Annotated in this window: 25 protein-coding genes; 9 read left to right on the top strand and 16 right to left on the bottom strand. The window is 62.6% G+C overall.

The genetic code is table 11. The features are described from left to right. Positions 1–5 precede the first annotated feature (5 nt). The 12 genes from flgJ to N805_RS00420 all read right to left on the bottom strand — a co-directional run bounded on the left by flgJ (position 6) and on the right by N805_RS00420 (position 10,194). Positions 6–1,160 (bottom strand): flagellar assembly peptidoglycan hydrolase FlgJ, encoded by a 1,155-nt coding sequence (gene flgJ / locus N805_RS00475; RefSeq protein WP_019471399.1) that lies wholly within the window; start codon positions 1,158–1,160, stop codon positions 6–8. An 11-nt stretch (positions 1,161–1,171) separates the two neighbouring features. After that, positions 1,172–2,281, bottom strand: coding sequence for a flagellar basal body P-ring protein FlgI (locus N805_RS00470; protein WP_025753854.1), 1,110 nt, complete (start codon positions 2,279–2,281; stop codon positions 1,172–1,174). Between the two features lie 12 nt (positions 2,282–2,293). Continuing rightward, on the bottom strand, positions 2,294–2,989 hold the full coding sequence (gene flgH / locus N805_RS00465; RefSeq protein WP_016488460.1) for a flagellar basal body L-ring protein FlgH: 696 nt from the start codon (positions 2,987–2,989) through the stop codon (positions 2,294–2,296). 36 nt (positions 2,990–3,025) lie between these two features. Beyond that, positions 3,026–3,811, bottom strand: a complete 786-nt coding sequence (gene flgG, locus N805_RS00460) for a flagellar basal-body rod protein FlgG (protein ID WP_012273525.1) — start codon at positions 3,809–3,811, stop codon at positions 3,026–3,028. Between the two features lie 47 nt (positions 3,812–3,858). Continuing rightward, on the bottom strand, positions 3,859–4,599 hold the full coding sequence (locus N805_RS00455) for a flagellar basal body rod protein FlgF (protein ID WP_019471397.1): 741 nt from the start codon (positions 4,597–4,599) through the stop codon (positions 3,859–3,861). 159 nt (positions 4,600–4,758) lie between these two features. Next, positions 4,759–4,929, bottom strand: a complete 171-nt coding sequence (locus N805_RS00450; protein ID WP_019471396.1) for a hypothetical protein — start codon at positions 4,927–4,929, stop codon at positions 4,759–4,761. A gap of 167 nt (positions 4,930–5,096) precedes the next feature. Further along, positions 5,097–6,419 (bottom strand): flagellar hook protein FlgE, encoded by a 1,323-nt coding sequence (gene flgE / locus N805_RS00445; RefSeq protein ID WP_019471395.1) that lies wholly within the window; start codon positions 6,417–6,419, stop codon positions 5,097–5,099. 28 nt (positions 6,420–6,447) lie between these two features. Next, the gene (gene flgD, locus N805_RS00440) at positions 6,448–7,149 is read right to left on the bottom strand and encodes a flagellar hook assembly protein FlgD (protein ID WP_019471394.1); all 702 of its coding nucleotides are present in this window, start codon (positions 7,147–7,149) and stop codon (positions 6,448–6,450) included. Positions 7,150–7,161: 12 nt separating this feature from the next. Beyond that, the gene (gene flgC, locus N805_RS00435) at positions 7,162–7,605 is read right to left on the bottom strand and encodes a flagellar basal body rod protein FlgC (protein WP_026034446.1); all 444 of its coding nucleotides are present in this window, start codon (positions 7,603–7,605) and stop codon (positions 7,162–7,164) included. Between the two features lie 2 nt (positions 7,606–7,607). Beyond that, positions 7,608–8,018 (bottom strand): flagellar basal body rod protein FlgB, encoded by a 411-nt coding sequence (flgB, locus tag N805_RS00430; protein WP_019471392.1) that lies wholly within the window; start codon positions 8,016–8,018, stop codon positions 7,608–7,610. Between the two features lie 367 nt (positions 8,019–8,385). Continuing rightward, positions 8,386–9,213: a protein-glutamate O-methyltransferase CheR gene (gene cheR / locus N805_RS00425; RefSeq protein WP_019471391.1), complete on the bottom strand. Its 828-nt coding sequence runs from the start codon at positions 9,211–9,213 to the stop codon at positions 8,386–8,388. Between the two features lie 51 nt (positions 9,214–9,264). Next, entirely contained in the window at positions 9,265–10,194 is a 930-nt protein-coding gene (locus N805_RS00420; RefSeq protein ID WP_019471390.1) for a chemotaxis protein CheV, read from the bottom strand. 77 nt (positions 10,195–10,271) lie between these two features. Here N805_RS00420 and flgA point away from each other — a divergent pair, with 77 nt between their 5' ends. The 4 genes from flgA to N805_RS00400 all read left to right on the top strand — a co-directional run bounded on the left by flgA (position 10,272) and on the right by N805_RS00400 (position 12,841). Then, complete coding sequence (flgA, locus tag N805_RS00415; RefSeq protein ID WP_019471389.1) at positions 10,272–11,024, top strand: flagellar basal body P-ring formation chaperone FlgA; 753 nt, start codon at positions 10,272–10,274, stop codon at positions 11,022–11,024. A gap of 162 nt (positions 11,025–11,186) precedes the next feature. Then, positions 11,187–11,501 carry a flagellar biosynthesis anti-sigma factor FlgM gene (gene flgM / locus N805_RS00410; RefSeq protein ID WP_019471388.1) on the top strand — a complete coding sequence of 105 codons (315 nt, stop codon included), beginning with the start codon at positions 11,187–11,189 and terminating at the stop codon, positions 11,499–11,501. Positions 11,502–11,550: 49 nt separating this feature from the next. After that, a complete protein-coding gene (locus N805_RS00405; RefSeq protein WP_019471387.1) occupies positions 11,551–12,018 on the top strand; it encodes a flagella synthesis protein FlgN in 468 nt (155 codons plus the stop codon). 79 nt (positions 12,019–12,097) lie between these two features. After that, positions 12,098–12,841 carry a flagellar brake protein gene (locus tag N805_RS00400; RefSeq protein ID WP_019471386.1) on the top strand — a complete coding sequence of 248 codons (744 nt, stop codon included), beginning with the start codon at positions 12,098–12,100 and terminating at the stop codon, positions 12,839–12,841. 168 nt (positions 12,842–13,009) lie between these two features. On the opposite strand, the gene N805_RS00395 is transcribed toward N805_RS00400, so the two are convergent. The 3 genes from N805_RS00395 to bkdR form a co-directional block, all read right to left on the bottom strand. Beyond that, on the bottom strand, positions 13,010–14,350 hold the full coding sequence (locus tag N805_RS00395; protein WP_019471385.1) for an MFS transporter: 1,341 nt from the start codon (positions 14,348–14,350) through the stop codon (positions 13,010–13,012). A 128-nt stretch (positions 14,351–14,478) separates the two neighbouring features. Further along, positions 14,479–15,720, bottom strand: a complete 1,242-nt coding sequence (locus N805_RS00390) for a glutamine synthetase family protein (protein WP_177313755.1) — start codon at positions 15,718–15,720, stop codon at positions 14,479–14,481. Between the two features lie 275 nt (positions 15,721–15,995). Further along, a complete protein-coding gene (gene bkdR / locus N805_RS00385) occupies positions 15,996–16,481 on the bottom strand; it encodes a Bkd operon transcriptional regulator BkdR (RefSeq protein WP_012273540.1) in 486 nt (161 codons plus the stop codon). A 198-nt stretch (positions 16,482–16,679) separates the two neighbouring features. Here bkdR and N805_RS00380 point away from each other — a divergent pair, with 198 nt between their 5' ends. From N805_RS00380 to lpdA, 4 genes are read left to right on the top strand one after another with little or no spacing between them, the layout of a single operon-like run. Next, positions 16,680–17,912, top strand: coding sequence for a 3-methyl-2-oxobutanoate dehydrogenase (2-methylpropanoyl-transferring) subunit alpha (locus N805_RS00380; protein WP_019471383.1), 1,233 nt, complete (start codon positions 16,680–16,682; stop codon positions 17,910–17,912). Between the two features lies 1 nt (position 17,913). Continuing rightward, positions 17,914–18,972 carry an alpha-ketoacid dehydrogenase subunit beta gene (locus N805_RS00375; protein WP_016488476.1) on the top strand — a complete coding sequence of 353 codons (1,059 nt, stop codon included), beginning with the start codon at positions 17,914–17,916 and terminating at the stop codon, positions 18,970–18,972. Then, positions 18,973–20,244, top strand: a complete 1,272-nt coding sequence (locus N805_RS00370; RefSeq protein ID WP_019471382.1) for a dihydrolipoamide acetyltransferase family protein — start codon at positions 18,973–18,975, stop codon at positions 20,242–20,244. A gap of 2 nt (positions 20,245–20,246) precedes the next feature. After that, entirely contained in the window at positions 20,247–21,626 is a 1,380-nt protein-coding gene (gene lpdA / locus N805_RS00365; protein ID WP_019471381.1) for a dihydrolipoyl dehydrogenase, read from the top strand. A gap of 114 nt (positions 21,627–21,740) precedes the next feature. Here the strand turns inward: lpdA and N805_RS00360 are convergent, their stop codons facing one another. After that, positions 21,741–22,739 carry a diguanylate cyclase gene (locus N805_RS00360; RefSeq protein ID WP_019471380.1) on the bottom strand — a complete coding sequence of 333 codons (999 nt, stop codon included), beginning with the start codon at positions 22,737–22,739 and terminating at the stop codon, positions 21,741–21,743. A gap of 272 nt (positions 22,740–23,011) precedes the next feature. Between N805_RS00360 and N805_RS00355 the strand changes: the two genes are divergently transcribed. Next, on the top strand, positions 23,012–23,632 hold the full coding sequence (locus tag N805_RS00355) for a GntR family transcriptional regulator (protein WP_085988649.1): 621 nt from the start codon (positions 23,012–23,014) through the stop codon (positions 23,630–23,632). The last annotated feature ends 156 nt before the right edge of the window (positions 23,633–23,788 follow it).

Below are 23,788 nucleotides of genomic sequence, written 5' to 3'. Positions count from 1 at the left end.
TCCTTTTATAGATTCGTGGTTCTGCCAGCCATGGCGTACTGCGGGGTTGTCTGCATTTGCTGGGCGATGCTGATGATCTTTTTCGCATAGCCTGGGTCGGTCGCATAACCTGCCTTTTGCAGCTCTCTGGCAAACTGCTCTGGGTTATCGGCCGAGGCCAGCGCATCTTGATAGCGAGAATTGCCCTGCAGCAGGTTTACCAGGTCGTGGAAGCTGTCCTGATACGAGTCATAGCTGCGGAACGCCGCGGTTTCCTTGACGAACTGGCCATCGCGGAACTCGCTGGTGATCGCCCGTGCCTGCTCACCCTGCCAGTTACCGCTGGCTTTGATGCCAAACAGATTGTGGCTGCTGCTGCCATCGGTATTGCGCATTACCGACTTGCCCCAGCCGGTTTCCAGTGCGGCCTGGGCCACCAGGTAGCGCGGGTCGATACCAATGCGTTTGGCGGCTTGCTCGGCCATCGGCAGCATGGTGGCGACGAATTCGTCACTGTCGGCAAAGGCCTTGTTCGGCGCCAGCGGCGGCTGGGCCACGGCGCGGCCGACAATGCGCAGGCCGTTGTCCGGCACAGCGAAGGCCTTGGCCACTTGCTGGCCGTCACGGGCAGGCACGGCGGCGCTATTGGCAGTGGCGGCGGCCGGCACGATGCCAGCCAGCAGGCGGTCGGTCAGCTTGCTCGGCAAGGCCAGGCGCCGCGAGTTGAGCGCGGCGACGTCGTTGCGGGTGGTGGAAGAGTCCGTGGCATGCACCGGCTCTGCCACCTTGTTGCCCCACAGCGCCGGGCCACTGCCGTCGGCACGCGGGAACGGGCTGGTGTTGATCGACGCACTGCGGCCCTTGGTCAGCTGGCGCACCAGCACATCCTGCAGACCGATACCGCCACCTTCGCGGGACATGCTCACGGCCAGCTGCTGGTCGTACATGTCGCGGTACTGCTTGACCGTTTCGGTGTTCATCGGGTTGTCATCGGCCAGCACGTCGCTGGCCTTGCGCGAGGCCTTGAGCATTTCGCTGATGAACAGCGACTCGAACTCCTGGGCCACCTTGCGCACGTTGGCTTCGCTGTCGCGGTCGCCGTGCTTGAGGGCACTCAGGCGGTTGAGGTCGGTATAGGCGCCGCTGTCGGCACTGCCGGAGACCTGGCTTTTGATATTCATCGGCGCCGTCCTCAGATCACGATCAGGTCGGCCTGCAAGGCGCCGGCCTGTTTCAGGGCTTCGAGGATGGCCATCAGGTCGCCGGGCGCTGCGCCCACCTGGTTCACCGCACGGACGATCTCATCCAGCGTGGTGCCCGGGCCAAACTTGAACATCGGCTTGGCTTCCTGCTCGGCGTTCACCCGCGAGCGGGGTACCACGGCCGTCTGGCCATTGGAGAAGGCCCCCGGCTGGCTGACGATCGGGTCTTCGGTAATGGTCACGGTCAGGCTGCCGTGGGTCACCGCCGCAGGCGACACCTTGACGTTCTGGCCGATGACAATGGTGCCGGTGCGCGAGTTGATGATGACCTTGGCCACCGCCTGGCCCGGGTCGATTTCGAGGTTTTCGAGGATCGACAGGTAATCCACGCGCTGGCTGGGGTCCATCGGCGCACTGACCCGCACCGAACCACCGTCCACCGCCTGAGCCACACCTGGGCCGAGCAGGTCGTTGACCTTGTCGACGATGCGCTTGGCGGTGGTGAAGTCGGGTCGGTTGAGGTTCAGGGTCAAGGTATTGCCCTGGTTGAAGCCGCTCGGCACGGCCCGCTCGACACTGGCACCACCCGGGATGCGGCCGGCCGACGGAACGTTGACGGTAATCTTCGAGCCGTCACGGCCTTCGGCGTCAAAGCCACCCACCACCAGGTTGCCCTGGGCGATGGCGTAGACGTTGCCGTCGATACCCTTGAGCGGGGTCATCAGCAGGCTGCCGCCACGCAGGCTCTTGGAGTTACCGATCGACGACACGGTAATGTCCACCACCTGGCCGGGCTTGGCGAACGCCGGCAGGTCGGCATGCACCGACACCGCCGCGACGTTCTTCAGCTGCACGTTGCCGGAGCCAGCCGGCACCTTGATGCCGAACTGGGACAGCATGTTGTTGAAGGTTTGCAGGGTAAACGGTGTCTGGGTGGTCTGGTCACCCGTGCCGTTCAGCCCCACCACCAGGCCGTAACCGATCAACTGGTTGGAACGCACGCCAGAAATGCTGGCGATGTCCTTCAGGCGCTCTGCCTGCGCACCGAAGGCACAGGACAGGAGCAGGGTTGCGGCAATCAGCTGCCTCACGTTGAACATGGTCATCCGTACTCAGAAAGGCCAAAGCGGGCTGATGAAGAAGCGGTCCAGCCATCCGGGCTGGCTGGCATCGGCGAACGAGCCGGTACCGGAATAAGTGATGCGCGCGTCGGCCACACGGGTGGACGGCACGGTGTTGTCGGTGGCGATGTCATCGGCGCGGATCATGCCGGCAATGCGCACCAGCTCTTCGCCGGTGTTCAGTGTCAGCCACTTCTCGCCGCGCACGGCGATGATGCCGTTGGGCAGCACCTCAGCCACGGTCACGGTAATCGAACCGGTCAGGGTGTTGCCCTGGGTGGCCTTGCTGTCGCCCTTGGTGGCGCGCTCGCCGTTGTAGCCGGCCTCCAGCGACAGGTCACCGCCGCCAAACGGGTTGTTGGTGTTCGGTGTGCTGCCAAACAGCGAGGTCAGGCCGATGTCGGCCTTGCTGTTCTTCTGGATCTGCGAACCTGCGTTCTTGCTGGCCGAGGTTTTCTCGTTAAGGGTGATGGTGATGATGTCACCCACCCGGAACGCCTTGCGGTCGCTGTACAGGTTCTGCTCGAAGCCGGCCTGGTAGATGGAACCGTTGTTGGCCGCTGCCGGCAACGGGGTGCGCGGCAGTACCGGCGCGTAGTACGGGTCGTTGGGCTTGGGCGTCGGACCGACGCAACCTGCCAGCAACACCGCCCCCCCCAGGGCGAACACGGACAACAGACGATTCATGGTGCATACCTCACGGGTGTAACGAAGCGACAGGGCTTAGAGCTGTTGAGTCACGAACGACAGCATCTGGTCGGCGGTGGAGATGACCTTGGAGTTCATCTCGTAGGCGCGCTGGGTGGTGATCATGTTCACCAGCTCTTCCACGGTGCTGACGTTGGAGTTTTCCAGGGTCTGCTGCTGGGTGGTGCCGAAACCGTTCAGGCCCGGGGTGCCGACTTGCGGCGCGCCACTGGCGGCAGTCTCCAGGAACAGGTTGTCGCCGATGGCCTGCAGGCCGGCCGGGTTGATGAAGTCGGCGGTCTGGATGTTGCCGATCACCTGCGCCGCCGGGTTGCCGGCGGTGGTGATCGATACGGTGCCGTCCTGGCCGACGGTGAAGGTTTGCGCGTCGTTCGGCACGACAACGGCAGGCTCGAGGGCGTAGCCGTTGGCGGTGACGATCTGGCCGTCGGAGTTCAGGTGGAAGGTGCCGTCACGGGTGTACGACACGGTGCCGTCCGGCTGCAGGATCTGGAAGAAGCCACGGCCGTTGACCGCCATGTCCAGCGGGTTCTCGGTGGTTTGCAGGCTGCCGGCGACGAAGCTCTTCTGGGTGCCGACAATGCGCACACCGGTACCGACCTGCAGGCCCGAAGGCAGCTCGCTGTCCTGGGTCGACTGCGCACCAGGCTGACGTTTGATCTGGTAGAGCAGGTCTGCGAACTCGGCACGGTCACGCTTGAAGCCGGTGGTGGAAACGTTGGCCAGGTTGTTGGAAATGACCGTCAGGTTGGTGTCCTGGGCGGACAGGCCGGTTTTAGCGACCCAAAGAGCCGGAAGCATGTTGTTTCTCCTCGTGCGCCTGTTTTACGGCACCCGTTCAAAAGTGATTAGCCGATTTGCAAAACCCGAGCCATGGCTTCGTCGCCTTCCTTGGCCGTGTTCATCATCTTGACGTGCAGTTCGAACTGGCGGGACAGCGCCAGCACCGAGGTCATTTCCTCGACAGCGTTGACGTTGCTGCCTTCCAGGAAGCCCGCCACCACCCGCACGTTGACGTCGGCGTCGGCCGGCTGGCCAGAGGTGGTGTGGATCAGACCGTCCAGGCCTTTGGTCAGGCCTTTGGTGTCCGGGTTGACCAGCTTGATGCGGTCGACCTCGGCCATCACCCGCGGGTCTTCACCCATGGAGCGAATGCTGAGGGTGCCGTCGGCGCCGACCTCAACCTTCTGCTCCGGCGGGATGGCAATAGGGCCACCGTTGCCGATCACCGGCATGCCGTTGCCGGCACGCAGCACGCCGAGGGCGTCGATGTTCAGGCTGCCGGTACGCACGTAGGCTTCGCTGCCGTCCGGTGCCTGCACGGCGATGAAGCCCTTGCCGGTCACGGCAACATCCAGGTCACGACCCGTCTCGACCAACGGGCCTTCGCTGAAGTCGGTGGCCGGGCGTTCGGTCATGGCAAAGGCGCGCGCCGGAAAGCTGTCACCGAACACCGGCATCGAACGCGCCTGTTCCAGGTCGCGCTGAAAACCGTTGGTGGAAATGTTCGCCAGGTTGTTGGCGTGGGCCTTTTGCGCCAGCGCGTTCTGGCTGGCGCCGGTCATGGCCACATAAAGCAACTTGTCCACAGTATCTCCTCTGCGCGTCGCTGCCGCGCTGTCACTGGGCAGGTCCGAAGCAATAATCGAACCAAGTCTTAAACCGCCTGTTTACGGGGGTTTCAGCCCGGCAAGGGGCAACAAACGTCAGTTTGTCGGCGGATGTTTGCCGCCTGCGGCAAAGGTTGGCTAGTGGCTGCGGCAGGCAGCGTTGTTGTAGGGGCCCGAATGGCGCACCCAGCCTTCGCCCAGCTTGTTGGCCGAGCACATGTAGCGGCCGGTCACCAGGCTTTGCCAGAGATAGAACGGGGCGGGAGCAGCCGACAGCGGTAAGGCCATGGCCAGGAGGGCGGTAAGCATTAGCCGTTTCATGGGCGTGAACCTTGATGAACCTGGGGCCGCTCTGCGGCCCATCGCCGGCAAGCCAGCTCCTACAGAGGATTGCAACCTCCAGTGGGAGCTGGCTTGCCGGCGATGGGCTGCAATGCAGCCCCAATTACAGACAAAACCACACTAGCAGACGACCATCAGGTCATCTGAATGATGGTCTGCATGATGGTGCTTTCGGTAGATATGGTCTTGGCGTTGGCCTGGTAGTTGCTCTGAGCCTTGATCAGGTTGACCAGCTCGCCGGTCAGGTCGACGTTGGAGTCCTCCAGCGCACCACCCGAGATCTGGCCCAGGGTACCGGTGTCCGGGGCGCCGATCACCGGCACGCCCGAGGCGTAGGACTCTTTCCAGTTGGTGCCGCCAATCGGCGTCAGGCCCTGCAGGTTGGCGAAGTTGGCAATCGCCACCTGGCCAATCACCTTGTCCTTGCCGTTGGTGAAGCTGGCAAACAGGTAGCCGTTCTGGTCGATGCTCAGCCCCGAAAGCTCACCCGTGGCGAAACCATCCTGGGTTTTGGCAATTTCTGCGGACGACGCGTTGTATTGGGTAGCCCCCAGCATGTCCAGCTTCACACCGTCGGCATTGGCGATGGCGCCATTGGCCGACCACTCGCCAGCGGCATTTTTCTGCGCCGGGATCCAGTTGTTGAGCTGGAATATCTTGTCTTCACCAATGGCCAGGCCGCCCGTGACCGCGCCTGCCGTCATCGCATCCTTGTTCAGCGTGCCATCGGACTTGAACGGCACCGCGTTGACCAACGGTGTGGTCGACGCCGGGTTTTCCGGATTACGGCCATCGATGGTGGTGTGCATCGACCAGGTGTTGGTCGTGTCATCCTTGATGAAGTACTGATTCATCTGGTGTTCGTTGCCCTGGCTGTCGTACACCGGGGTGTTGAACGTGAAGTTGTAGGAACTGGCGTTGGCGGGGTCGAACGGCGTTACCGAAGGGGCGGTTGCGCCCGAGTTGAGGTTGATCTTCTCGGTGATGAGGCTGGTCGGCTTCGGCGTCAGGTTGGAGGTGTCGATCTGCAGGTTGGTCAGCACGCCCTGAATGAGCTTGCCGTCTTCGCCCACTGCATAACCTTGCAGGTTGGCACCCGAAGAGTTCACCACATAACCTGCCTTGTCGCTGTAGAACGCGCCAGCACGGGTGTAGATCTTCGAACCGTTATCGTTCAAGGCAAAGAAACCGTTGCCATCGATGGCCATGTCCAGTGCCTGGCCGGTTGAATTGATATTGCCTGGCGTGAACAGTTGCGAAACCGCGGCGGTCTTTACCCCGGTGCCGATCACTGTCTTGCCGGCGCTGGTGCCACGAACGGAGTTGGAATACTGGTCGGCGAACTCGGCACGCGACGACTTGAAGCCGGTGGTGGCAACGTTGGCAATGTTGTTGCCGGTGACGTTCAGGGCCTTGTTTGCTGCATAGAGGCCGCTAAGGCCGATATTGAAAGACATGTGAAACTCCTGTCGTTTTGCTCAGGCCCTAGATGCCGATGCTTTGGATTTTGGAAAGCGCAACACTGCCCAGCCCGGCCAGGTTGAGTGTCATCTCCGAACCGTTGGAACCCATGGTCACACTGGTAACCGAGGCCGGCAGGTTGGTGGTCATGGCGGTGGCCGTGCCATCGATCGAGGCTGTGGCTTTGAAGGTGTAGGTACCGGCGGCCGCGACTTCACCGTCATCGTCCAGGCCATCCCAGGTGAAGTCGATGCTGCCAGCCTTCTGGGTACCCAGCTCGATGGTGCGCACCAGCTTGTCGTCCTTGTTGTAGATCCCCACCGAAGTAGAGGTACTGGACGACGTCAGGTTTACTGAGCCTTTCATGTCCTTGCTGGTGTCGACCACGGCTTTGTCGGTTTGCACAATCACATTGCGCCCTACCAGCGACGAGGCCTGCAGGGCCTGGGAGGACTGCAACCCTGTTGCAATGTAGGTCACCGCATCATTCAGCGACTGCATGCTTTCAAGGCTGCTGAACTGCGCCAGCTGGGCGACGAATTCGCCGTTTTCCTGCGGATCGAGGGGGTTCTGGTTCTGCATCTGGGTAACCAGCAACTGCAGGAACGCGTCCTTGCCCAGCGCGCTGCCGGCGGCACCGGTGCTGTCGCTGTTCTTGCTCTGCTGTTTTTGCAGCGAAGTCAGGTATGCGCTACCGACATCGGTGGTGGAATTGGTAGTGGTCATGTCGGCTTCCTATCACTGCCCCAGAGTCAGGACTTTCTGCATCATGCTCTTGGCCGTGTTCATCAGCTCGGCGTTGGTCTGGAACGCACGGCTGGCAGAGATCATGTCTGCCATCTCCTCGACCACGTTGACGTTCGGGTAGTAGACGTAGCCGTCCTTGTTCGCCGCCGGGTGGTTTGGCTCGTAGCGTGCTTCCAGGGTGCTCTGGTCCTCGACGATGCCTTTTACCTGTACGCCCTGCCCTGCTTCGCCCTGGTCTTCGAACAGCGACTGGCTGCCGCCGGCTTGCGCATCCTGGAAGGTGGTGGCAAACACCGGGTGGCGGGCGCGGTAGGTCTGGTCAATGCTCGAAGAGACGGTTTCGGCGTTGGCGATGTTGGAGGCAACGGTGTTCAGGCGCGTGTTTTGCGCGCTCATGCCGCTACCGGCAATGTTGAAGACACTGGAAAGGGACATGGTCATTCTCCCCGCAGGGCCGATACCAGCCCTTTGAATTTGCTGTTGAGCAAGGTGAAGCTGGCCTGGAAGCCAATGGCGTTTTCGGTGTAGTTCGATTGCTCGATCTGCGCGTCCACGGTGTTCTGGTCGATCGACGGCTGCAGCGGCGTGCGGTACTTGAGGGTATCGTCGCCCGCAATGGCGAGGCCTTCGGCTTCGATGTGGCGGCTATTGGTGCGGTCCATGGCGAAACGGCCGCTTTGCTGCTTGTCGCTTTCGGCGGCCAGCACAGAGGCGAAGTCCATGTCACGCGCCTTGTAATTGGGCGTGTCGGCGTTGGCGATGTTGTTGGCCAGCACTTCGGCGCGCTGGGCGCGGAAGCCCATGGCCTTTTCGTGGATACCAAGCGCCTTGTCGAAGCTGATGCTCATGTCGGGGAAACCTTCAGAGGTTGACCGGAATTTCGTTGAGCAAGGTATAGCAAGGGCTGTGCCAACCCATGCAAAGCCCACAAATACGGGGCTACGAGGCACAGTGCTGTCAGGGTGATGCCAGAAAAGCGGCAAAGGCCTTCCGCCCTGGGCGGCGAAAGCGGCAATTGCCGGGCGGCAAAAGCGGCAAACCAAAAAATTGACGTCAGTGTTTGCCCTGTACCGGCCCCTTCGCGGGTGAACCCGCTCCCACAGGGGTCTGCACAGTTTTCGAATCTGGTGCGGTACCTGTGGGAGCGGGTTTACCCGCGAAGAGGCCGGCACAGACAGCAAAAAGGCCGGCAGTTTTCGCTGCCGGCCCTCTTGATTACTTGGCCTGGTAGATGATCCCCGGGCTGCACTGCACCATCTGGTAATGGTCCGGCAACCCGTTCAGCGCTTCCGAAGCCCCCAGGAACAGGTAGCCACCCGGCTTCAGGGTGCTGTGAATGCGCAGCAGGATGTCCCGCTTCACCTGCGCCGAGAAGTAGATCAGCACGTTGCGGCAGAACACGATGTCGAACTTGCCCAGGCTGGCATAGCTGTCCAGCAGGTTGAACGAGCGGAACTCGACGCGGCTGCGAATCGCCGGCTTGACCGCCCAGCGCCCCGCCCCCTTGGGGTCGAAGTAGCGCTGCAGACGCTCCTGGGACAGGCCGCGGGCAATGGCCAGGCTGTCATACTCACCTGTCTTGCAGTTGGTGAGCATGGTGCCGGACAGGTCGGTGGCAACGATCTGCGCGCCCATCTTCAACTGGCCAAGGTTGCTGCGCTCGAATTCGTCGATGGCCATCGAGATGGAATACGGCTCCTGCCCCGACGAACAAGCCGCCGACCACATGCGCAGGCGCTGGCCAGGGTTGTTGCGGATGAACTCGGGGATCACCTTGTTCTTCAGCACTTCGAACGGGTAGGTATCGCGAAACCACAGGGTCTCGTTGGTGGTCATCGCATCCACCACCTGCTCACGCAAACCACCGCGTGGCTGGGCCTGGATGCGCTGCACCAGTTCGCCCAGGCTCTTGATGCCCTGTTGCTCCATCAGCTTGTTGAGACGGCTGGAAACCAGGTACTGCTTATTTTCGCCCAGCAGGATGCCACAGGCTTTCTCCAGGAATACCCGGAACTGTTCGAAATCCAAATTACCCGTAGACACTCTTGCCGCCTCTTTTCAATCACTGGTGCCGGGGGCCTGCCCCCGGCTGCTTCAATGCGCTGCCTTGATCCGGTCGACCACCCGTTGGGCCAGGTCGTCCGGCTTGAACTTGGCCAGAAAGTCATCGGCGCCGACCTTCTTGACCATTGCCTGGTTGAACACCCCGGAAAGCGAAGTATGCAGGCAGATGTGCAATTTTTGCATGCGCGGGTCGCTGCGGATCTCCGCCGTTAGCGTATAGCCGTCCATTTCCGGCATTTCAATGTCCGAGATCATCATCAGGAACTCTTCTTCAGGCTTTTTGCCCTCATCCACCAGCTGGCGCAGGTAGTTCAGGGCCTGGCGGCCATCGTTGAGTGCCACGACCTCCACCCCCACGGTCTGCAGGCAGCGGCTGACCTGCTTGCGCGCCACCGACGAATCGTCCACGGTCAGCACCCGCATCAGCACGGCCTTGTCCTGCGTCTCGGCATCGATCACCCCAGCCGATACCGACTCGGACGACGGCGACACTTCGGCCAGCACCTTCTCCACATCGATGATCTCGACCATGCGGTTGTCCACCCGGGTGACCGCAGTCAGGTAGTGGTCACGGCCGGTGCCCTTGGGTGGCGGGTGGATCTCTTCCCAGTTCATGTTGACGATGCGCTCCACCGAGTGCACCAGGAAGCCTTGGGTCTTGGTGTTGTACTCGGTGATGATCACGAAGCTGTTGCGCGTCTCTTCCTGCAGCGGGCGCATCCCGGTGGCCATCGACAAGTCGAGGATCGGGATGGTCGCCCCGCGAATGTTGGCAACGCCACGCACCACCGGGTGCGCCTTGGGCAGCAGGGTCAGCGCAGGGCATTGCAGCACTTCCCTGACCTTGAACACGTTGATGCCGTATAGCTGTTCGCCATTGAGGCGGAACAGCAGCAATTCCAGGCGATTCTGCCCCACCAGCTGCGTGCGCTGGTTGACCGAATCCATAACACCCGCCATGCCAGACTCCTTAATCTTTCAGCCTTTCGTTGCAACTCAGGTTACGAGTCGGCACGGGCTTTGCTTTTTTGAGCGTCATGCATACGAAAACGACAATTTTCCGACGATTGACGCGCCTGCTGACTGGCTCGCTGGCCACGTTGTGCCTGCTGGCGCCCGGCGTTCGCACGGTAGCGGACGCGCTCACCTTGCCTGAACAGCTTATCGGTGTCACCCAAGGGTTTCTTGAATTCACCGTCGAAGATTACCTGGCCACCACCCAGACCGCCGGCCGTTATGAAATCCAGGTCAACCCGCTGGACCCACGCCTGCGCATGCCGTTGTGCAGCCAGCAGCTGGACGCTTCGCTGGAAAGCCCCGCCCTGCCGCTTGGCCGGGTGACAGTACGGGTACGCTGCGACAGCGCAGCGCCGTGGACGGTGTTTGTCCCGGCCACGGTGCGGTTGTTCCGCGACGTGGTGGTGGTCACCCGCCCGCTCAAGCGTGACAACACGGTGGGCGAAGGCGACGTGGCCCTGCGCGAGCGCGATGTGGGCACCCTTGGCCAGGGTTTTCTGACCGAACTGGACCAGGCGGTGGGCATGAAGATGCTGCGCCCCACGGTCATCGACCAGGTGCTTACCCCGCAGCACCTGGAGCAGGCCGAGGTGGTGCGCAAGGGCGACCAGGTAGTGATCATCGCCCGCAGCGGCAGCCTCAGCGTGCGCATGCCGGGCGAGGCCTTGAGCAAGGGCGGCCTGAGCGAACAGATACGGGTACGCAACCTGAATTCCAAACGGGTGGTCAAGGCCAGGGTGACTGGCCCGGGCCAGGTCGAGGTGAGCATGTAGCCCGCCACAGATTGCGCTGGCAGTCAGGAACCGCTTTTCCTAAACTGTGTCAGAGAACGGGTTGGCGAGCTTGCTGACAGGCGGCCAAGCATTTGTGCCTAAAGTTTCTTTCGGGTTGGCCGAAAACAAGGCAAGCGTCCAAATACCCAGAGGTTTCTGATCATGGTCATCGACTTCAGTCGTTTGAATAACTCTCCGTCCGTCACGGGCGGCGTGCGCGGCAATACCGCGCCCGGCAGCGCCGAAAAACCGGCCGCCAGCCAGGAAGCAGCCAGCGGCACCAACGCCAGCGGAGAAGCGGTACACCTCAGCCAAGAGGCACAGCAGTTGCAGAAGATCAGCGACAAGCTGCGCGACGAACCCGTGGTCAACAGCGCCCGTGTGGCCCAGTTGAAGCAGGCGATCGCCGACGGCAGCTATCAGGTCGATGCCGGCAAGATCGCCAGCAAACTGCTCGATTTCGAAGCCCAGCGCTGACCGTTCGGCGCGCTGACTTCACGGACGCTAAAAAAGCCAAGAGTTAGCCATGCACGACACCACCTTGCTGCAACTGATCGAAGATGACATTGCCCCAATGCAGGAACTGCTCGACCTTCTGAATAAAGAAGCGATCGCCCTGCATGGCCGCGACATGCCGCTGCTGGAACAAATCCTGGCGCGCAAGCAGTCGCTGATCATCTTGCTCGAGCAGCACGGCCAGCGCCGCAGCCAGTTGCTCGGCAGCCTGGGCCTGAGTGCCGATCGCACTGGCGTGCAAGCGGTAGCCGCACAATCGCCCCATGGCGAGGCGATGCTGCAGCGGCTGGACATGCTGTCGAAACTGATGGACGACTGCCAGCAGGTCAACCAGACCAACGGCCGGATCATCCAGGTGCAGCAACATGTCACCAACAACCAGATCAGAATCCTCATGGGCGGCGACTCGCCGTCGCTCTACGACAGCCGCGGCAGCACCTCGCTGCTGGCCAAGCCACGGGCCCTCAGCCAAGTGTGATTTTTCTATCAAGGCACGGAACATACTGGCAAAATGCCGTTACTTGCGTGTGTCGCTTTTGCCTGGAGAACGATAAGCCGTGTTCAACGAAACCGAAGCACCGCAACCGCCAAAGGTGCTGAACACCCCCTTGGAGATTGCGGCCAACTTGCGGCAACTGCAGGAAAGCCACGACCCCCTGATCATCACCTTCAATGACCGCAGCCAGCGCTTCCAGAGCTACGTGGTGCACGTGGACCGTGAAAGCAACACCCTGGCACTGGACGAGATGATCCCGCGCGACGGTGAGAAATTCATCGAAAACGGCGAGCACTTCCGGGTTGAGGGCTTCCACGATGGCGTGCGTATCGCCTGGGAATGCAACCACGCGCTGAAGATCAGCGAAGTCGACGGCCACCGCTGCTACAGCGGTGCCATGCCGCAAGAAATGACTTACCACCAGCGCCGCAACGCCTTCCGCGCCGCGCTGAAGCTGTCGCAACTGGTCGACATCATCCTCGATGGCACCCACCTGAAGGGTAACGGCGCCCTGCGTGGCAAGCTGCTGGACATCTCGGCCACCGGCTGCAAACTGCGTTTTGAAGGCGACGTGGAAAGCCGCCTGCAACTGGGCCAGGTGTACGAGCGTTTCAAGGCGGGCAACCCGCTGGGCCTGGTGGACACCATGGTCGAACTGCGTCACCTGCACTATGAAGAGCACATCAACACCACCTTCGCTGGCGTGCGCTTCCATAACCTGAGCGGGCAGGCACAGCGCAAGGTCGAGAGCTTTGTGTACCAGCTGCAGCGTGAGGCGCGGCGGTTCGACAAGGACGACTATTGATCATCGGCTGAATGCAAAAACGCCACCTATCGAGGTGGCGTTTTCATTTGTGTTCTTCCAGTGCCGGCCCCTTCGCGGGCTTGCCCGCTCCCACAGGTAATGCACCGATTTCAGGCACTGTGCGGTACCTGTGGGAGCGGGCAAGCCCGCGAAGAGGCCGGTACAGGCTTACACCGACTTGCTGACCTCCTCCGGTTCAGCTGCCTGTTGTTCAGCCCCTTTATCTTCACCCTCGGTATCTTCCGCCGCCACCGGCGCCTGCATCACGTCCTGTACGGTCTGCTCATCCACACGTGGGTCCAGCGCTGCCGACAAGGGCGAACCGGCCGCCGGCATCGCCACGTGACCCAACGGCGCATCCTGCACCTGGTGAAGCCCGGTAACCGCTTTCGGCCGAATGCGCCACACCAGCACCAGGGCGAAGAACACAAAGAACGCATACAGCATCTGCGCGCCCAGCACCTTCATCAGCACGCCCGCCGCCAGGGGCCCGATGCACGCGCCCACGCCATAGGTGACCAGCAGCATGGCCGTCAGCGACACCCGTCGCTCGCTTTCCACGTGGTCGTTGGAAAACGCCACTGCCAGCGGGTACAGGCAGAACTGCAGCAACGAAATCAGGAAACCGAAACCGAACAGCAACTCCAGCGGCACACTGGGCAGTATCGCCAAGGGCGCAGCAGCCAGCGCCAGGCCTATTGCCACGCTGCGGATCAGCACCGCCCGGTCGTAACGGTCAGACAACCAGCCCAGCGGCCACTGCACCAGCAGGCCGGCAAAAATGCAGCTACCCATGAACAGGCCGATCTGCTCGGTGGTCATCCCCTGGCTTGAGGCATACAAAGGCGCCAGGCCGTAGAACGAGCCGACGATCAACCCCGAACCCAGTACCGTACTGAGCGACTGCGGCACGCGCTTGATGAAGAACTTCGGCTCCATCGGTGCCGGGCGCAAGGGCGCCGGGTGAATGCGCCGGGTCATTGCCACCGGCACCAGGCACAGGGCAAAACACATCGCCACCAGCATCAGCAGCTCCGGGCCAAGCTCAGGGTGCACCACCAGAATCAGCTGGCCGAGCACCAGCCCCAGGTACGAGGCGATCATGTAGCCGCTGAACACCGCACCGCGGTGTTTCACATCGGCCTGCTCGTTGAGCCAGCTCTCGATGACCATGTACTGGCACATCATCCCCAGGCCGACGATCATCCGCAGCCCGACCCAGGCCGGTAGCCAACTGGTCATGCCATGGCCAAGTACCGCCGCACCGACGATACCGGCGCAGGTGGCATAGGCGCGAATGTGCCCTACCCGGCCAATCAGCCGGTGGCCGACCTTGCCGCCGACGGCCAGGCCAAAGTAGTTGGCCGCCATCAACGCACCCACCCACAGGCTGTCGACATGGTCGGCCGCCAGGCGCAGGGCCAGGTAGGTACTGAGCAGGCCCGAACCGATCAACATCATCAGCGCGGCGAAATACAACGACTGAAACGGCTTCCATACATTTCGCATACGTACCGAGAAGCTCCCTGGTCAGGTGGCGGTAGGTGCTAGCAGCATAAGGGCAAATGCCGGTCAGTGCAGGCCCCCGCCAGCAAAATGCCGTGGCGCAGACGTGCCCGGTGCAGGTGGTGTCGCGATCAGGCCTGTGCCGCCAGCACCCGGCGCTCCCACGGGGTGATCTCGTCGTAGAAGTCGGTCAGCTCCAAGGTTTTGCTGGCGATGTAGCCTTCGATGAACTCGCTGCCGAACAGTTCCCGTGCCAGCGCGCTGCGCTTGAGCCGTTCGAGCGCGGCATGCAGGGTACACGGCAGGCTCAGGTGCTCGGGCACTTCGAACTCGCCCTGTATGGCCGGCGAAGGTTGCAGGCGCTGCTCGATACCGTGCAGCCCTGCGGCCAGGCTGGCAGCGATGGCCAGGTAGGGGTTGGCGTCGGCGCCGGGCAAGCGGTTTTCGACCCGCCGCGCTGCCGGCGCACTGGCCGGAATGCGCAAGCCGGCAGCGCGGTTGTCCTCGGACCAGCAGGCATTGTTTGGCGAGGCATAGGGGTGGCACAGGCGCTGATAGGAATTGACGTTGGGCGCGAACAGCGCCGTGAAGTCGGCCATGCACGCCTGCAGGCCACCGATGAAATGGTGGAAGGTGTCGGTCGGCAGGCCTTGCTCGTCGCTGAACACGTTACGCCCGCTGCCTGTTTCGACCAGGCTCTGGTGAATGTGCATGGAGCTACCGGGGGTACGCGCCAGCGGCTTGGCCATGCACACCACGGTCAGCCCATGCTTGAGCGCCACTTCCTTGAGCAGGTGCTTGAACAGGAACGTCTGGTCAGCCAGCACCAGCGGGTCGCCGTGCAGCAGGTTGATCTCGAACTGGCTGACGCCCATTTCGTGCATGAAGGTGTCACGGGGCAGGCCGAGCGCAGCCATGCACTGGTACACCTCTTGGAAGAACGGGCGCAGGCCGTTGTTGGAGCTGACACTGAACGCCGAATGGCCAAGCTCGCGGCGGCCATCGCTGCCTACGGGAGGCTGAAACGGCTGCTGCGGGTCGCTGTTGGGGGCAAAAACAAAGAATTCGAGTTCGGTCGCCACCACTGGCGCCAACCCCAGGGCCGCGTAGCGGGCAATCACCGCCTTGAGCTGGCCACGGGTGGACAGTGCCGAGGGCCGGCCATCCAGTTCATTGGCATCGCAGATGGCCAGGGCGCGGCCGTGGCTGCTCCAGGGCAGGCGATGGACCTGGCTGGGTGCGGCCACCAGCGCCAGGTCACCGTCGTCGCTGCCGTAGAATTTTGCCGGCGGGTAGCCGCCCATGATGCATTGCAGCAACACCCCCCGGGCCATTTGCAGGCGGCGGCCTTCAAGGAAGCCCTCGGCGGTCATCACCTTGCCGCGCGGCACGCCGTTGAGGTCGGGGGTGACGCATTCGATTTCATCGATGCCCTGAAGCTGAGCGGTGCTCATGACGCTTGTCCTTGTTGTTGTACGCTGACAACAACATAGGCTGGGGGTGTTTAAAATATCAAGCACCCGCTTTAAACACCTGTACTGGCCTCTTCGCGGGTAAACCCGCTCCCACAGGTACGGCATAGTCTTCAAGACTTGTGGGGTCCCTGTGGGAGCGGGTTCACCCGCGAAGAGGCCGGTACATGAGCCAGCTATTCCCGCAAGGTCATGCCATTGGCCGGCAACGGCAGAGCGGTCTTGTACCGCACCTGCTTCAAGGCAAAACTCGAGCGGATATTGGCCACCCCCGGCAACCGCGTCAGGTAATCGAGAAACCGCTCCAGCGCCTGGATGCTCGGCAACAGTACCCGCAACAGGTAATCCGGGTCCCCCGTCATCAGGTAGCACTCCATCACCTCGGGCCGTTCGGCAATCTCCTCCTCGAAGCGGTGCAACGACTGCTCCACCTGCTTTTCCAGGCTGACATGGATGAACACGTTTACATCCAGCCCCAGCGCCTCGGGTGACAGCAACGTCACCTGCTGGCGGATTACCCCCAGTTCTTCCATGGCCCGCACCCGGTTGAAACAGGGCGTGGGCGACAGGTTGACCGAGCGTGCCAGCTCAGCGTTGGTGATGCGGGCGTTTTCCTGAAGGCTGTTGAGAATGCCGATATCGGTACGATCGAGTTTGCGCATGAGACAAAATCACCGGTTTTTTGTGTTTATGCGGAATGTTTATCTGCACCGCTCGGCAAAGGCAATCAACTTGAGAGAAAAATTCTCCTGCCGGGCCACTAAGATGTAGATGACGCTGACCTACCAGTCACAAGCCGGTGTTCAGCGGCGGCCGCTTCAGAGCTCACAAAAACAAATACCCGAGCGAGCGTAAAAAGCATGAACGAGTACGCCCCCCTGCGTTTGCATGTGCCCGAGCCCACCGGCCGGCCAGGCTGCCAGACCGATTTTTCCTACCTGCGCCTCAACGATGCAGGTCAAGCCCGTAAACCCCCTGTGGATGTCGATGCTGCCGACACCGCCGACCTGTCCTACAGCCTGGTCCGCGTGCTCGATGAGCACGGCGACGCTCAAGGCCCGTGGGCCGAAGACATCGACCCGCAAATCCTGCGCCAAGGCATGCGCGCCATGCTCAAGACGCGGATTTTCGACAGCCGCATGGTGGTCGCCCAGCGCCAGAAGAAGATGTCCTTCTACATGCAGAGCCTGGGCGAAGAAGCCATCGGCAGCGGCCAGGCGCTGGCGCTGAACCGCACCGACATGTGCTTCCCGACCTACCGCCAGCAAAGCATCCTGATGGCCCGCGACGTGTCGCTGGTGGAGATGATCTGCCAGCTGCTGTCCAACGAGCGCGACCCGCTCAAGGGCCGCCAGTTGCCGATCATGTACTCGGTACGCGAGGCTGGCTTCTTCACCATCAGCGGCAACCTGGCGACCCAGTTCGTGCAGGCGGTCGGCTGGGCCATGGCTTCGGCGATCAAGGGCGATACCAAGATCGCCTCGGCGTGGATCGGCGACGGTGCCACGGCCGAGTCAGACTTCCACACCGCCCTCACCTTTGCCCACGTGTACCGCGCCCCGGTGATCCTCAACGTGGTCAACAACCAGTGGGCCATTTCTACCTTCCAGGCCATCGCCGGTGGCGAGTCGACCACCTTCGCCGGCCGTGGCGTGGGTTGCGGCATTGCCTCGCTGCGGGTTGACGGCAACGACTTCGTCGCCGTCTACGCCGCCTCGCGCTGGGCCGCCGAACGCGCCCGCCGCGGCCTGGGCCCAAGCCTGATCGAGTGGGTCACCTACCGTGCCGGCCCGCACTCGACCTCGGACGACCCTTCCAAGTACCGCCCTGCCGATGACTGGAGCCACTTCCCGCTGGGCGACCCGATCGTGCGCCTGAAGCAGCACCTGATCAAGATCGGCCACTGGTCCGAGGAAGAGCACCAGGCCACCACGGCCGAATTCGAGGCTGCGGTCATTGCCGCGCAAAAAGAAGCCGAGCAGTACGGCACCCTGGCCAACGGTCACATCCCGAGCGCCGCCTCGATGTTCGAGGACGTGTACAAGGAAATGCCCGACCACCTGCGCCGTCAACGCCAGGAACTGGGGGTTTGAGATGAACGATCACAACAACAGCATCAACCCGGAAACCGCCATGGCCACCACTACCATGACCATGATCCAGGCCCTGCGCTCGGCCATGGATGTCATGCTTGAGCGCGACGACAATGTGGTTGTCTACGGCCAGGACGTCGGTTACTTCGGCGGCGTGTTCCGCTGCACCGAAGGCCTGCAGAACAAGTACGGCAAATCCCGCGTGTTCGACGCGCCAATCTCCGAAAGCGGTATCGTCGGCACCGCTGTGGGCATGGGCGCCTACGGCCTGCGCCCGGTCGTGGAAATCCAGTTCGCCGACTACTTCTACCCCGCCTCCGACCAGATCGTCTCGGAAATGGCGCGCCTGCGTTACCGTTCGGCCGGCGAGTTCATTGCCCCGCTGACCCTGCGCATGCCGTGCGGCGGTGGCATCTATGGCGGCCAGACCCACAGCCAGAGCCCGGAAGCCATGTTCACCCAGGTGTGCGGCCTGCGCACCGTCATGCCGTCCAACCCGTATGACGCCAAAGGCCTGTTGATTGCCTCGATCGAATGCGATGACCCGGTGATCTTCCTCGAGCCCAAGCGCCTGTACAACGGCCCGTTCGACGGCCACCACGACCGCCCGGTAACGCCGTGGTCGAAGCACCCGCACAGTGCCGTGCCAGACGGCTACTACACGGTGCCGCTGGACAAGGCTGCCATTACCCGCCCGGGCAATGACGTGACCGTGCTCACCTATGGCACCACGGTGTACGTGGCCCAGGTGGCCGCAGAAGAAAGCGGCGTGGATGCCGAAGTGATCGACCTGCGCAGCCTGTGGCCGCTGGACCTGGACACCATCGTCGAGTCGGTGAAAAAGACCGGCCGCTGCGTGGTGGTGCACGAGGCCACCCGTACCTGCGGCTTCGGTGCCGAGCTTGTGTCGCTGGTGCAGGAGCATTGCTTCCACCACCTGGAGGCGCCGATCGAGCGCGTCACCGGCTGGGACACCCCCTACCCTCACGCACAGGAATGGGCGTATTTCCCAGGGCCATCGCGGGTAGGTGCGGCATTGAAAAAGGTCATGGAGGTCTGAATGGGCACGCACGTCATCAAGATGCCGGACATTGGCGAAGGCATCGCGCAGGTCGAGTTGGTGGAATGGTTCGTCAAGGTCGGCGACATGATCGCCGAGGACCAGGTGGTGGCCGACGTCATGACCGACAAGGCGACTGTGGAAATCCCTTCGCCGGTCAGCGGCAAGGTGCTGGCCCTGGGTGGCCAGCCAGGTGAAGTGATGGCGGTCGGCAGCGAGCTGATCCGCATTGAAGTGGAAGGCAGCGGCAACCATGTGGATGTGCCGCAAGCCAAGCCGGCCGAAGTGCCTGCTGCCCCTGTGGCAGCCAAGCCAGAGCCGCACAAAGACGTAAAACCGGCCCCGTACCAGGCACCCGCCAACCATGAGCCGGCGCCCATCGTGGCGCGCCAGCCGGGCGACAAGCCGCTGGCCTCGCCAGCCGTGCGCAAACGCGCGCTGGATACCGGTATCGAACTGCGTTACGTGCATGGCAGCGGCCCGGCCGGGCGTATCCTGCACGAAGACCTCGACGCCTTCATGAGCAAGCCGCAGCATGCAGCCGGGCAAGCGCCGAATGGCTATGCCAAGCGCAGCGACAGCGAGCAGGTGCCGGTGATCGGCCTGCGCCGCAAGATCGCCCAGCGCATGCAGGACGCCAAGCGCCGGGTCGCGCACTTCAGCTATGTGGAAGAAATCGACGTCACCGCCCTGGAAGCCCTGCGTCAACAGCTCAACAGCAAGTACGGCGACAGCCGCGGCAAGCTGACGTTGCTGCCGTTCCTGGTGCGTGCCCTGGTCGTGGCGCTGCGTGACTTCCCGCAGATCAACGCCACCTACGACGACGAAGCGCAGATCATCACCCGCCATGGCGCGGTGCATGTCGGCATTGCCACCCAGGGTGACAACGGCCTGATGGTGCCCGTGCTGCGCCATGCCGAAGCGGGCAGCCTGTGGGCCAATGCCGGCGAGATTTCGCGCCTGGCCAACGCTGCGCGCAACAACAAGGCCAACCGCGAAGAGCTGTCGGGCTCGACCATCACCCTGACCAGCCTGGGCGCCCTGGGCGGCATCGTCAGCACACCGGTGGTCAACACGCCGGAAGTGGCGATTGTCGGCGTCAACCGCATGGTTGAGCGGCCGGTGGTCATCGACGGCCAGATCGTCGTGCGCAAGATGATGAACCTGTCCAGCTCGTTCGACCACCGCGTGGTCGACGGCATGGACGCCGCGTTGTTCATCCAGGCCGTGCGTGGCCTGCTCGAACAACCCGCCTGCCTGTTCGTGGAGTGAGCATGCAACAGACTATCCAGACTACCCTGTTGATCATCGGCGGCGGCCCTGGTGGCTACGTGGCCGCCATCCGCGCCGGGCAACTGGGCATTCCTACCGTGCTGGTGGAAGGCCAGGCACTGGGCGGTACCTGCCTGAACATCGGCTGCATTCCGTCCAAGGCGCTGATCCATGTGGCCGAGCAGTTCCATCAGACTTCACGCTTTGCCGGGCCGTCGGAACTGGGCATCAGCGTTGCCTCGCCGCGCCTGGATATCGGCCAGAGCGTGGCCTGGAAGGACGGCATCGTCGACCGCCTGACCACTGGTGTGGCCGCCCTGCTGAAAAAGCACGGGGTCAAGGTGATTCACGGCTGGGCGAAGGTGCTCGATGGCAAGCAGGTCGAGGTTGATGGCCAGCGCATCCAGTGCGAACACCTGTTGCTGGCCACCGGTTCCAGCAGTGTCGAACTGCCGATGCTGCCGCTGGGTGGGCCGGTGATTTCCTCGACCGAAGCGCTGGCACCGAAAGCCCTGCCGCAACACCTGGTGGTGGTGGGCGGTGGCTATATCGGCCTGGAACTGGGCATTGCCTACCGCAAACTGGGCGCGCAGGTCAGCGTGGTGGAAGCGCGTGAGCGCATCCTGCCGACCTACGACAGCGAATTGACTGCCCCGGTGGCCGAGTCGTTGAAAAAGCTGGGCATCGCCCTGCACCTGGGCCACAGCGTCGAGGGTTACGAGAACGGTTGCCTGCTGGCCAACGACGGCAAGGGCGGGCAACTGCGCCTGGAAGCCGACCAGGTGCTGGTGGCCGTGGGCCGCCGGCCGCGCACCCAAGGTTTCAACCTGGAGTGCCTGGACCTGAAAATGAACGGCGCCGCCATTGCCATCGACGCGCGCTGCCAGACCAGCATGCACAACGTCTGGGCCATCGGCGACGTGGCCGGCGAACCGATGCTGGCGCACCGGGCCATGGCCCAGGGCGAGATGGTGGCCGAGATCATCGCCGGCAAGGCACGCCGCTTCGAGCCTGCCGCGATTGCTGCGGTGTGCTTCACCGACCCGGAAGTGGTGGTGGTCGGCAAAACCCCGGAGCAGGCCAGCCAGCAAGGGCTGGACTGCATCGTCGCGCACTTCCCGTTTGCCGCCAACGGCCGTGCCATGAGCCTGGAATCGAAAAGCGGTTTCGTGCGCGTGGTAGCGCGCCGGGACAATCACCTGATCCTGGGCTGGCAAGCGGTTGGCGTGGCGGTTTCCGAACTGTCTACGGCGTTTGCCCAGTCGCTGGAGATGGGCGCGTGCCTGGAGGATGTAGCCGGTACCATCCATGCCCACCCGACGCTGGGTGAGGCGGTACAGGAAGCGGCGTTGCGTGCCTTGGGCCACGCCCTGCATATCTGACACTGAAGCGGCCTAGGCCGATTTGGCCCGCTGCGCCGAGAGGCGCTGCGGGTCTTTTTTCATTCAGGCGCTGATCCCTATCACCTGCGCGGTCCCTTATAGGACCGCGTCAGGCTATGGGGCTATGGCATTCTTGCCGGCCGCCTTGGCCCGGTACAGCGCCTTGTCGGCGCGCGCCAGCAACGCAGGCTGATCCTCTCCTTCCTGCCATTGCACCACGCCATAGCTCATGGTCAGCCGGCACTCGCCCACCGGCTCCAGTTGCTCCAGCACCTGGCGCAAGCGCAGCGCCACTTCAAGTGCCTCACCCAGCGTGGTCTGCGGCAGTACAAGCACAAACTCATCCCCGCCCCAGCGGGCCAACAGGTCCAGTTCACGCTGGCAGGTGCGCAGGTTTTCGGCCACCCGCACCAGCGCCGCGTCGCCACGGGCATGGCCGTAGCGGTCGTTGATCGGCTTGAAGTCATCCATGTCCATGGCGATCAGCGACAACGGCTGGCGGAAGCGCTGGGCCCGCTCGCACTCCAGCTGCAAGGTCTTTTCCAACCGATAGCGGTTGGCAATGCGGGTCAATGCATCGCGCTCGGCCAACTCGCGGTTTTCGTCCAGTTGCCGCTGCAACTGCTGGTTCACCCAGGACAGCTCGCGGGTGCGCTCGGCCACTAGGCACTCCAGCGACTGATTCTTCTGTTCCAGCTGGGCCACCCGGCGTTTGCCGGCGTCGATGTTACGGTGCGCACCGAGCATGCGCGCCACCGAACCGTCCTGGTTATGCGCAATGATGTAGCCGCTGTCTTCGATCCACAGATAGCTGCCATCCTGGCAACGACAGCGGTATTCGATGAGGTAGCGCTCATTGCGCTGATTGATATACGCCTCGAAATGCGCCATTACCCGCGGGTAGTCCTCTGGATGGATCACGCTTTCCCAGGTGAGCACCGAATTGGCCATTGAATGGCTGGCGTAACCGAGCATGGCGTACCAGCCCGGGTTTCGATAGACGTAGCCGGTATTGGCATTCCAGTCCCAGATGCCATCGCTGATCAACTCGAACAAGGTGTGCAATTGCTGTTCACTGAAGCCGGCGGGTGCCGGCCTGGTTTCCTGATTCATGGACGCTCTCCCTGATGCCCAGCAACTGCGCTCCGGTCAAGGGGCTGCCGACAGTGGTGTAATTGCCGCAGGCGGCAAGATGATGCTTGAACCGGCAAGCATATGCCCACCGTGCTGCCACCGGGAATAGTTGCAACGCGCTATTTTCGCCCGCCGCTGCAGGCGGTATGGCTGCCGAAGCGTTTCGTATAAGATATCCGCACCGCCTGATTCTGGAATTTCCCGTGCCGTTGCCGTCTTTCAAAGCTACCGACCTGGGTGCAACGCCCTCGATGTCGGAAATCATCGCCAAACACCTGCGCGAGGCAATTATCTCGGGGCAGCTGGCCGAAGGCGAACCGGTGCGTCAGGACGAAGTGGCGCAGGCGTTCAACGTCAGCAAGATCCCGGTGCGCGAAGCCCTGAAGCGCCTGGAAGCCGAAGGCCTGGTGGATTTTCAGCGCAACCGTGGCGCGCTGGTTACCCGCATCTCGGAACCTGAACTGGCGCAGATGTTCGAGGTACGTGTGTTGCTGGAAGTGCAAGCGATTCGCCTGGCGATTCCGAACATGACCGAAGCACATTTTGCCCAGGCCGAAGCCATCTGCGCGGAGTTCATCGGCGAGGACGATGTGGGCCGCTGGGCCGACCTCAACTGGGCGCTGCACGCCTGCCTGTACGAACCGGCGCGGCGGCCTTACCTGGTCGGCCTTATCCGCTCGATCCATGACAAGGTGGAACGCTACCTGCGCATGCAAATGAGCCTGTCAGCGGGCAAGCTGCGCGCCGATCACGAGCACCGGGATATCGTCGCCGCCTGCCGGGCGCGGGATGTAGAACGGGCGGCGCGGCTGATAGAAGAACACATCAATGGCGTGTGCCAGAGCCTGTACGAGCACCTGCCCCATAACTGACCCGACAGGCTGTCACCGCCCCTTGTAGGAGCAGCCTTGTGCTGCGAAGGGGCCTGTGCAGCCGACACTTTTCCATAGGCCTTGCCGGCCTCTGCGCAGCACAAGGCTGCTCCTACAGACCGCTCCATCTGAAATCTCCCTTCTGGCTTCGTTTTT

This window comes from Pseudomonas putida S13.1.2, from assembly GCF_000498395.2.
In the GTDB taxonomy this organism is placed as follows: domain Bacteria; phylum Pseudomonadota; class Gammaproteobacteria; order Pseudomonadales; family Pseudomonadaceae; genus Aquipseudomonas; species Aquipseudomonas putida_Q.
The sequence above is the reverse complement of the archived record's forward strand: the minus strand, read 5'-3'. Positions and strand labels throughout refer to the sequence as shown.

Excerpts from the sequence above, each read along its gene's own strand:
- flgJ (WP_019471399.1), bottom strand. The coding sequence starts at position 1,160 with ATGAATATCAAAAGCCAGGTCTCCGGCAGTGCCGACAGCGGCGCCTAT.
- N805_RS00470 (WP_025753854.1), bottom strand. The coding sequence starts at position 2,281 with ATGTTCAACGTGAGGCAGCTGATTGCCGCAACCCTGCTCCTGTCCTGT.
- flgH (WP_016488460.1), bottom strand. The coding sequence starts at position 2,989 with ATGAATCGTCTGTTGTCCGTGTTCGCCCTGGGGGGGGCGGTGTTGCTG.
- flgG (WP_012273525.1), bottom strand. The coding sequence starts at position 3,811 with ATGCTTCCGGCTCTTTGGGTCGCTAAAACCGGCCTGTCCGCCCAGGAC.
- N805_RS00450 (WP_019471396.1), bottom strand. The coding sequence starts at position 4,929 with ATGCTTACCGCCCTCCTGGCCATGGCCTTACCGCTGTCGGCTGCTCCC.
- flgE (WP_019471395.1), bottom strand. The coding sequence starts at position 6,419 with ATGTCTTTCAATATCGGCCTTAGCGGCCTCTATGCAGCAAACAAGGCC.
- flgD (WP_019471394.1), bottom strand. The coding sequence starts at position 7,149 with ATGACCACTACCAATTCCACCACCGATGTCGGTAGCGCATACCTGACT.
- flgC (WP_026034446.1), bottom strand. The coding sequence starts at position 7,605 with ATGTCCCTTTCCAGTGTCTTCAACATTGCCGGTAGCGGCATGAGCGCG.
- flgB (WP_019471392.1), bottom strand. The coding sequence starts at position 8,018 with ATGAGCATCAGCTTCGACAAGGCGCTTGGTATCCACGAAAAGGCCATG.
- N805_RS00420 (WP_019471390.1), bottom strand. The coding sequence starts at position 10,194 with ATGGCGGGTGTTATGGATTCGGTCAACCAGCGCACGCAGCTGGTGGGG.
- flgA (WP_019471389.1), top strand. The coding sequence starts at position 10,272 with ATGCATACGAAAACGACAATTTTCCGACGATTGACGCGCCTGCTGACT.
- flgM (WP_019471388.1), top strand. The coding sequence starts at position 11,187 with ATGGTCATCGACTTCAGTCGTTTGAATAACTCTCCGTCCGTCACGGGC.
- N805_RS00405 (WP_019471387.1), top strand. The coding sequence starts at position 11,551 with ATGCACGACACCACCTTGCTGCAACTGATCGAAGATGACATTGCCCCA.
- N805_RS00395 (WP_019471385.1), bottom strand. The coding sequence starts at position 14,350 with ATGCGAAATGTATGGAAGCCGTTTCAGTCGTTGTATTTCGCCGCGCTG.
- N805_RS00390 (WP_177313755.1), bottom strand. The coding sequence starts at position 15,720 with ATGACCGCCGAGGGCTTCCTTGAAGGCCGCCGCCTGCAAATGGCCCGG.
- bkdR (WP_012273540.1), bottom strand. The coding sequence starts at position 16,481 with ATGCGCAAACTCGATCGTACCGATATCGGCATTCTCAACAGCCTTCAG.
- N805_RS00380 (WP_019471383.1), top strand. The coding sequence starts at position 16,680 with ATGAACGAGTACGCCCCCCTGCGTTTGCATGTGCCCGAGCCCACCGGC.
- N805_RS00375 (WP_016488476.1), top strand. The coding sequence starts at position 17,914 with ATGAACGATCACAACAACAGCATCAACCCGGAAACCGCCATGGCCACC.
- N805_RS00370 (WP_019471382.1), top strand. The coding sequence starts at position 18,973 with ATGGGCACGCACGTCATCAAGATGCCGGACATTGGCGAAGGCATCGCG.
- lpdA (WP_019471381.1), top strand. The coding sequence starts at position 20,247 with ATGCAACAGACTATCCAGACTACCCTGTTGATCATCGGCGGCGGCCCT.
- N805_RS00360 (WP_019471380.1), bottom strand. The coding sequence starts at position 22,739 with ATGAATCAGGAAACCAGGCCGGCACCCGCCGGCTTCAGTGAACAGCAA.
- N805_RS00355 (WP_085988649.1), top strand. The coding sequence starts at position 23,012 with ATGTCGGAAATCATCGCCAAACACCTGCGCGAGGCAATTATCTCGGGG.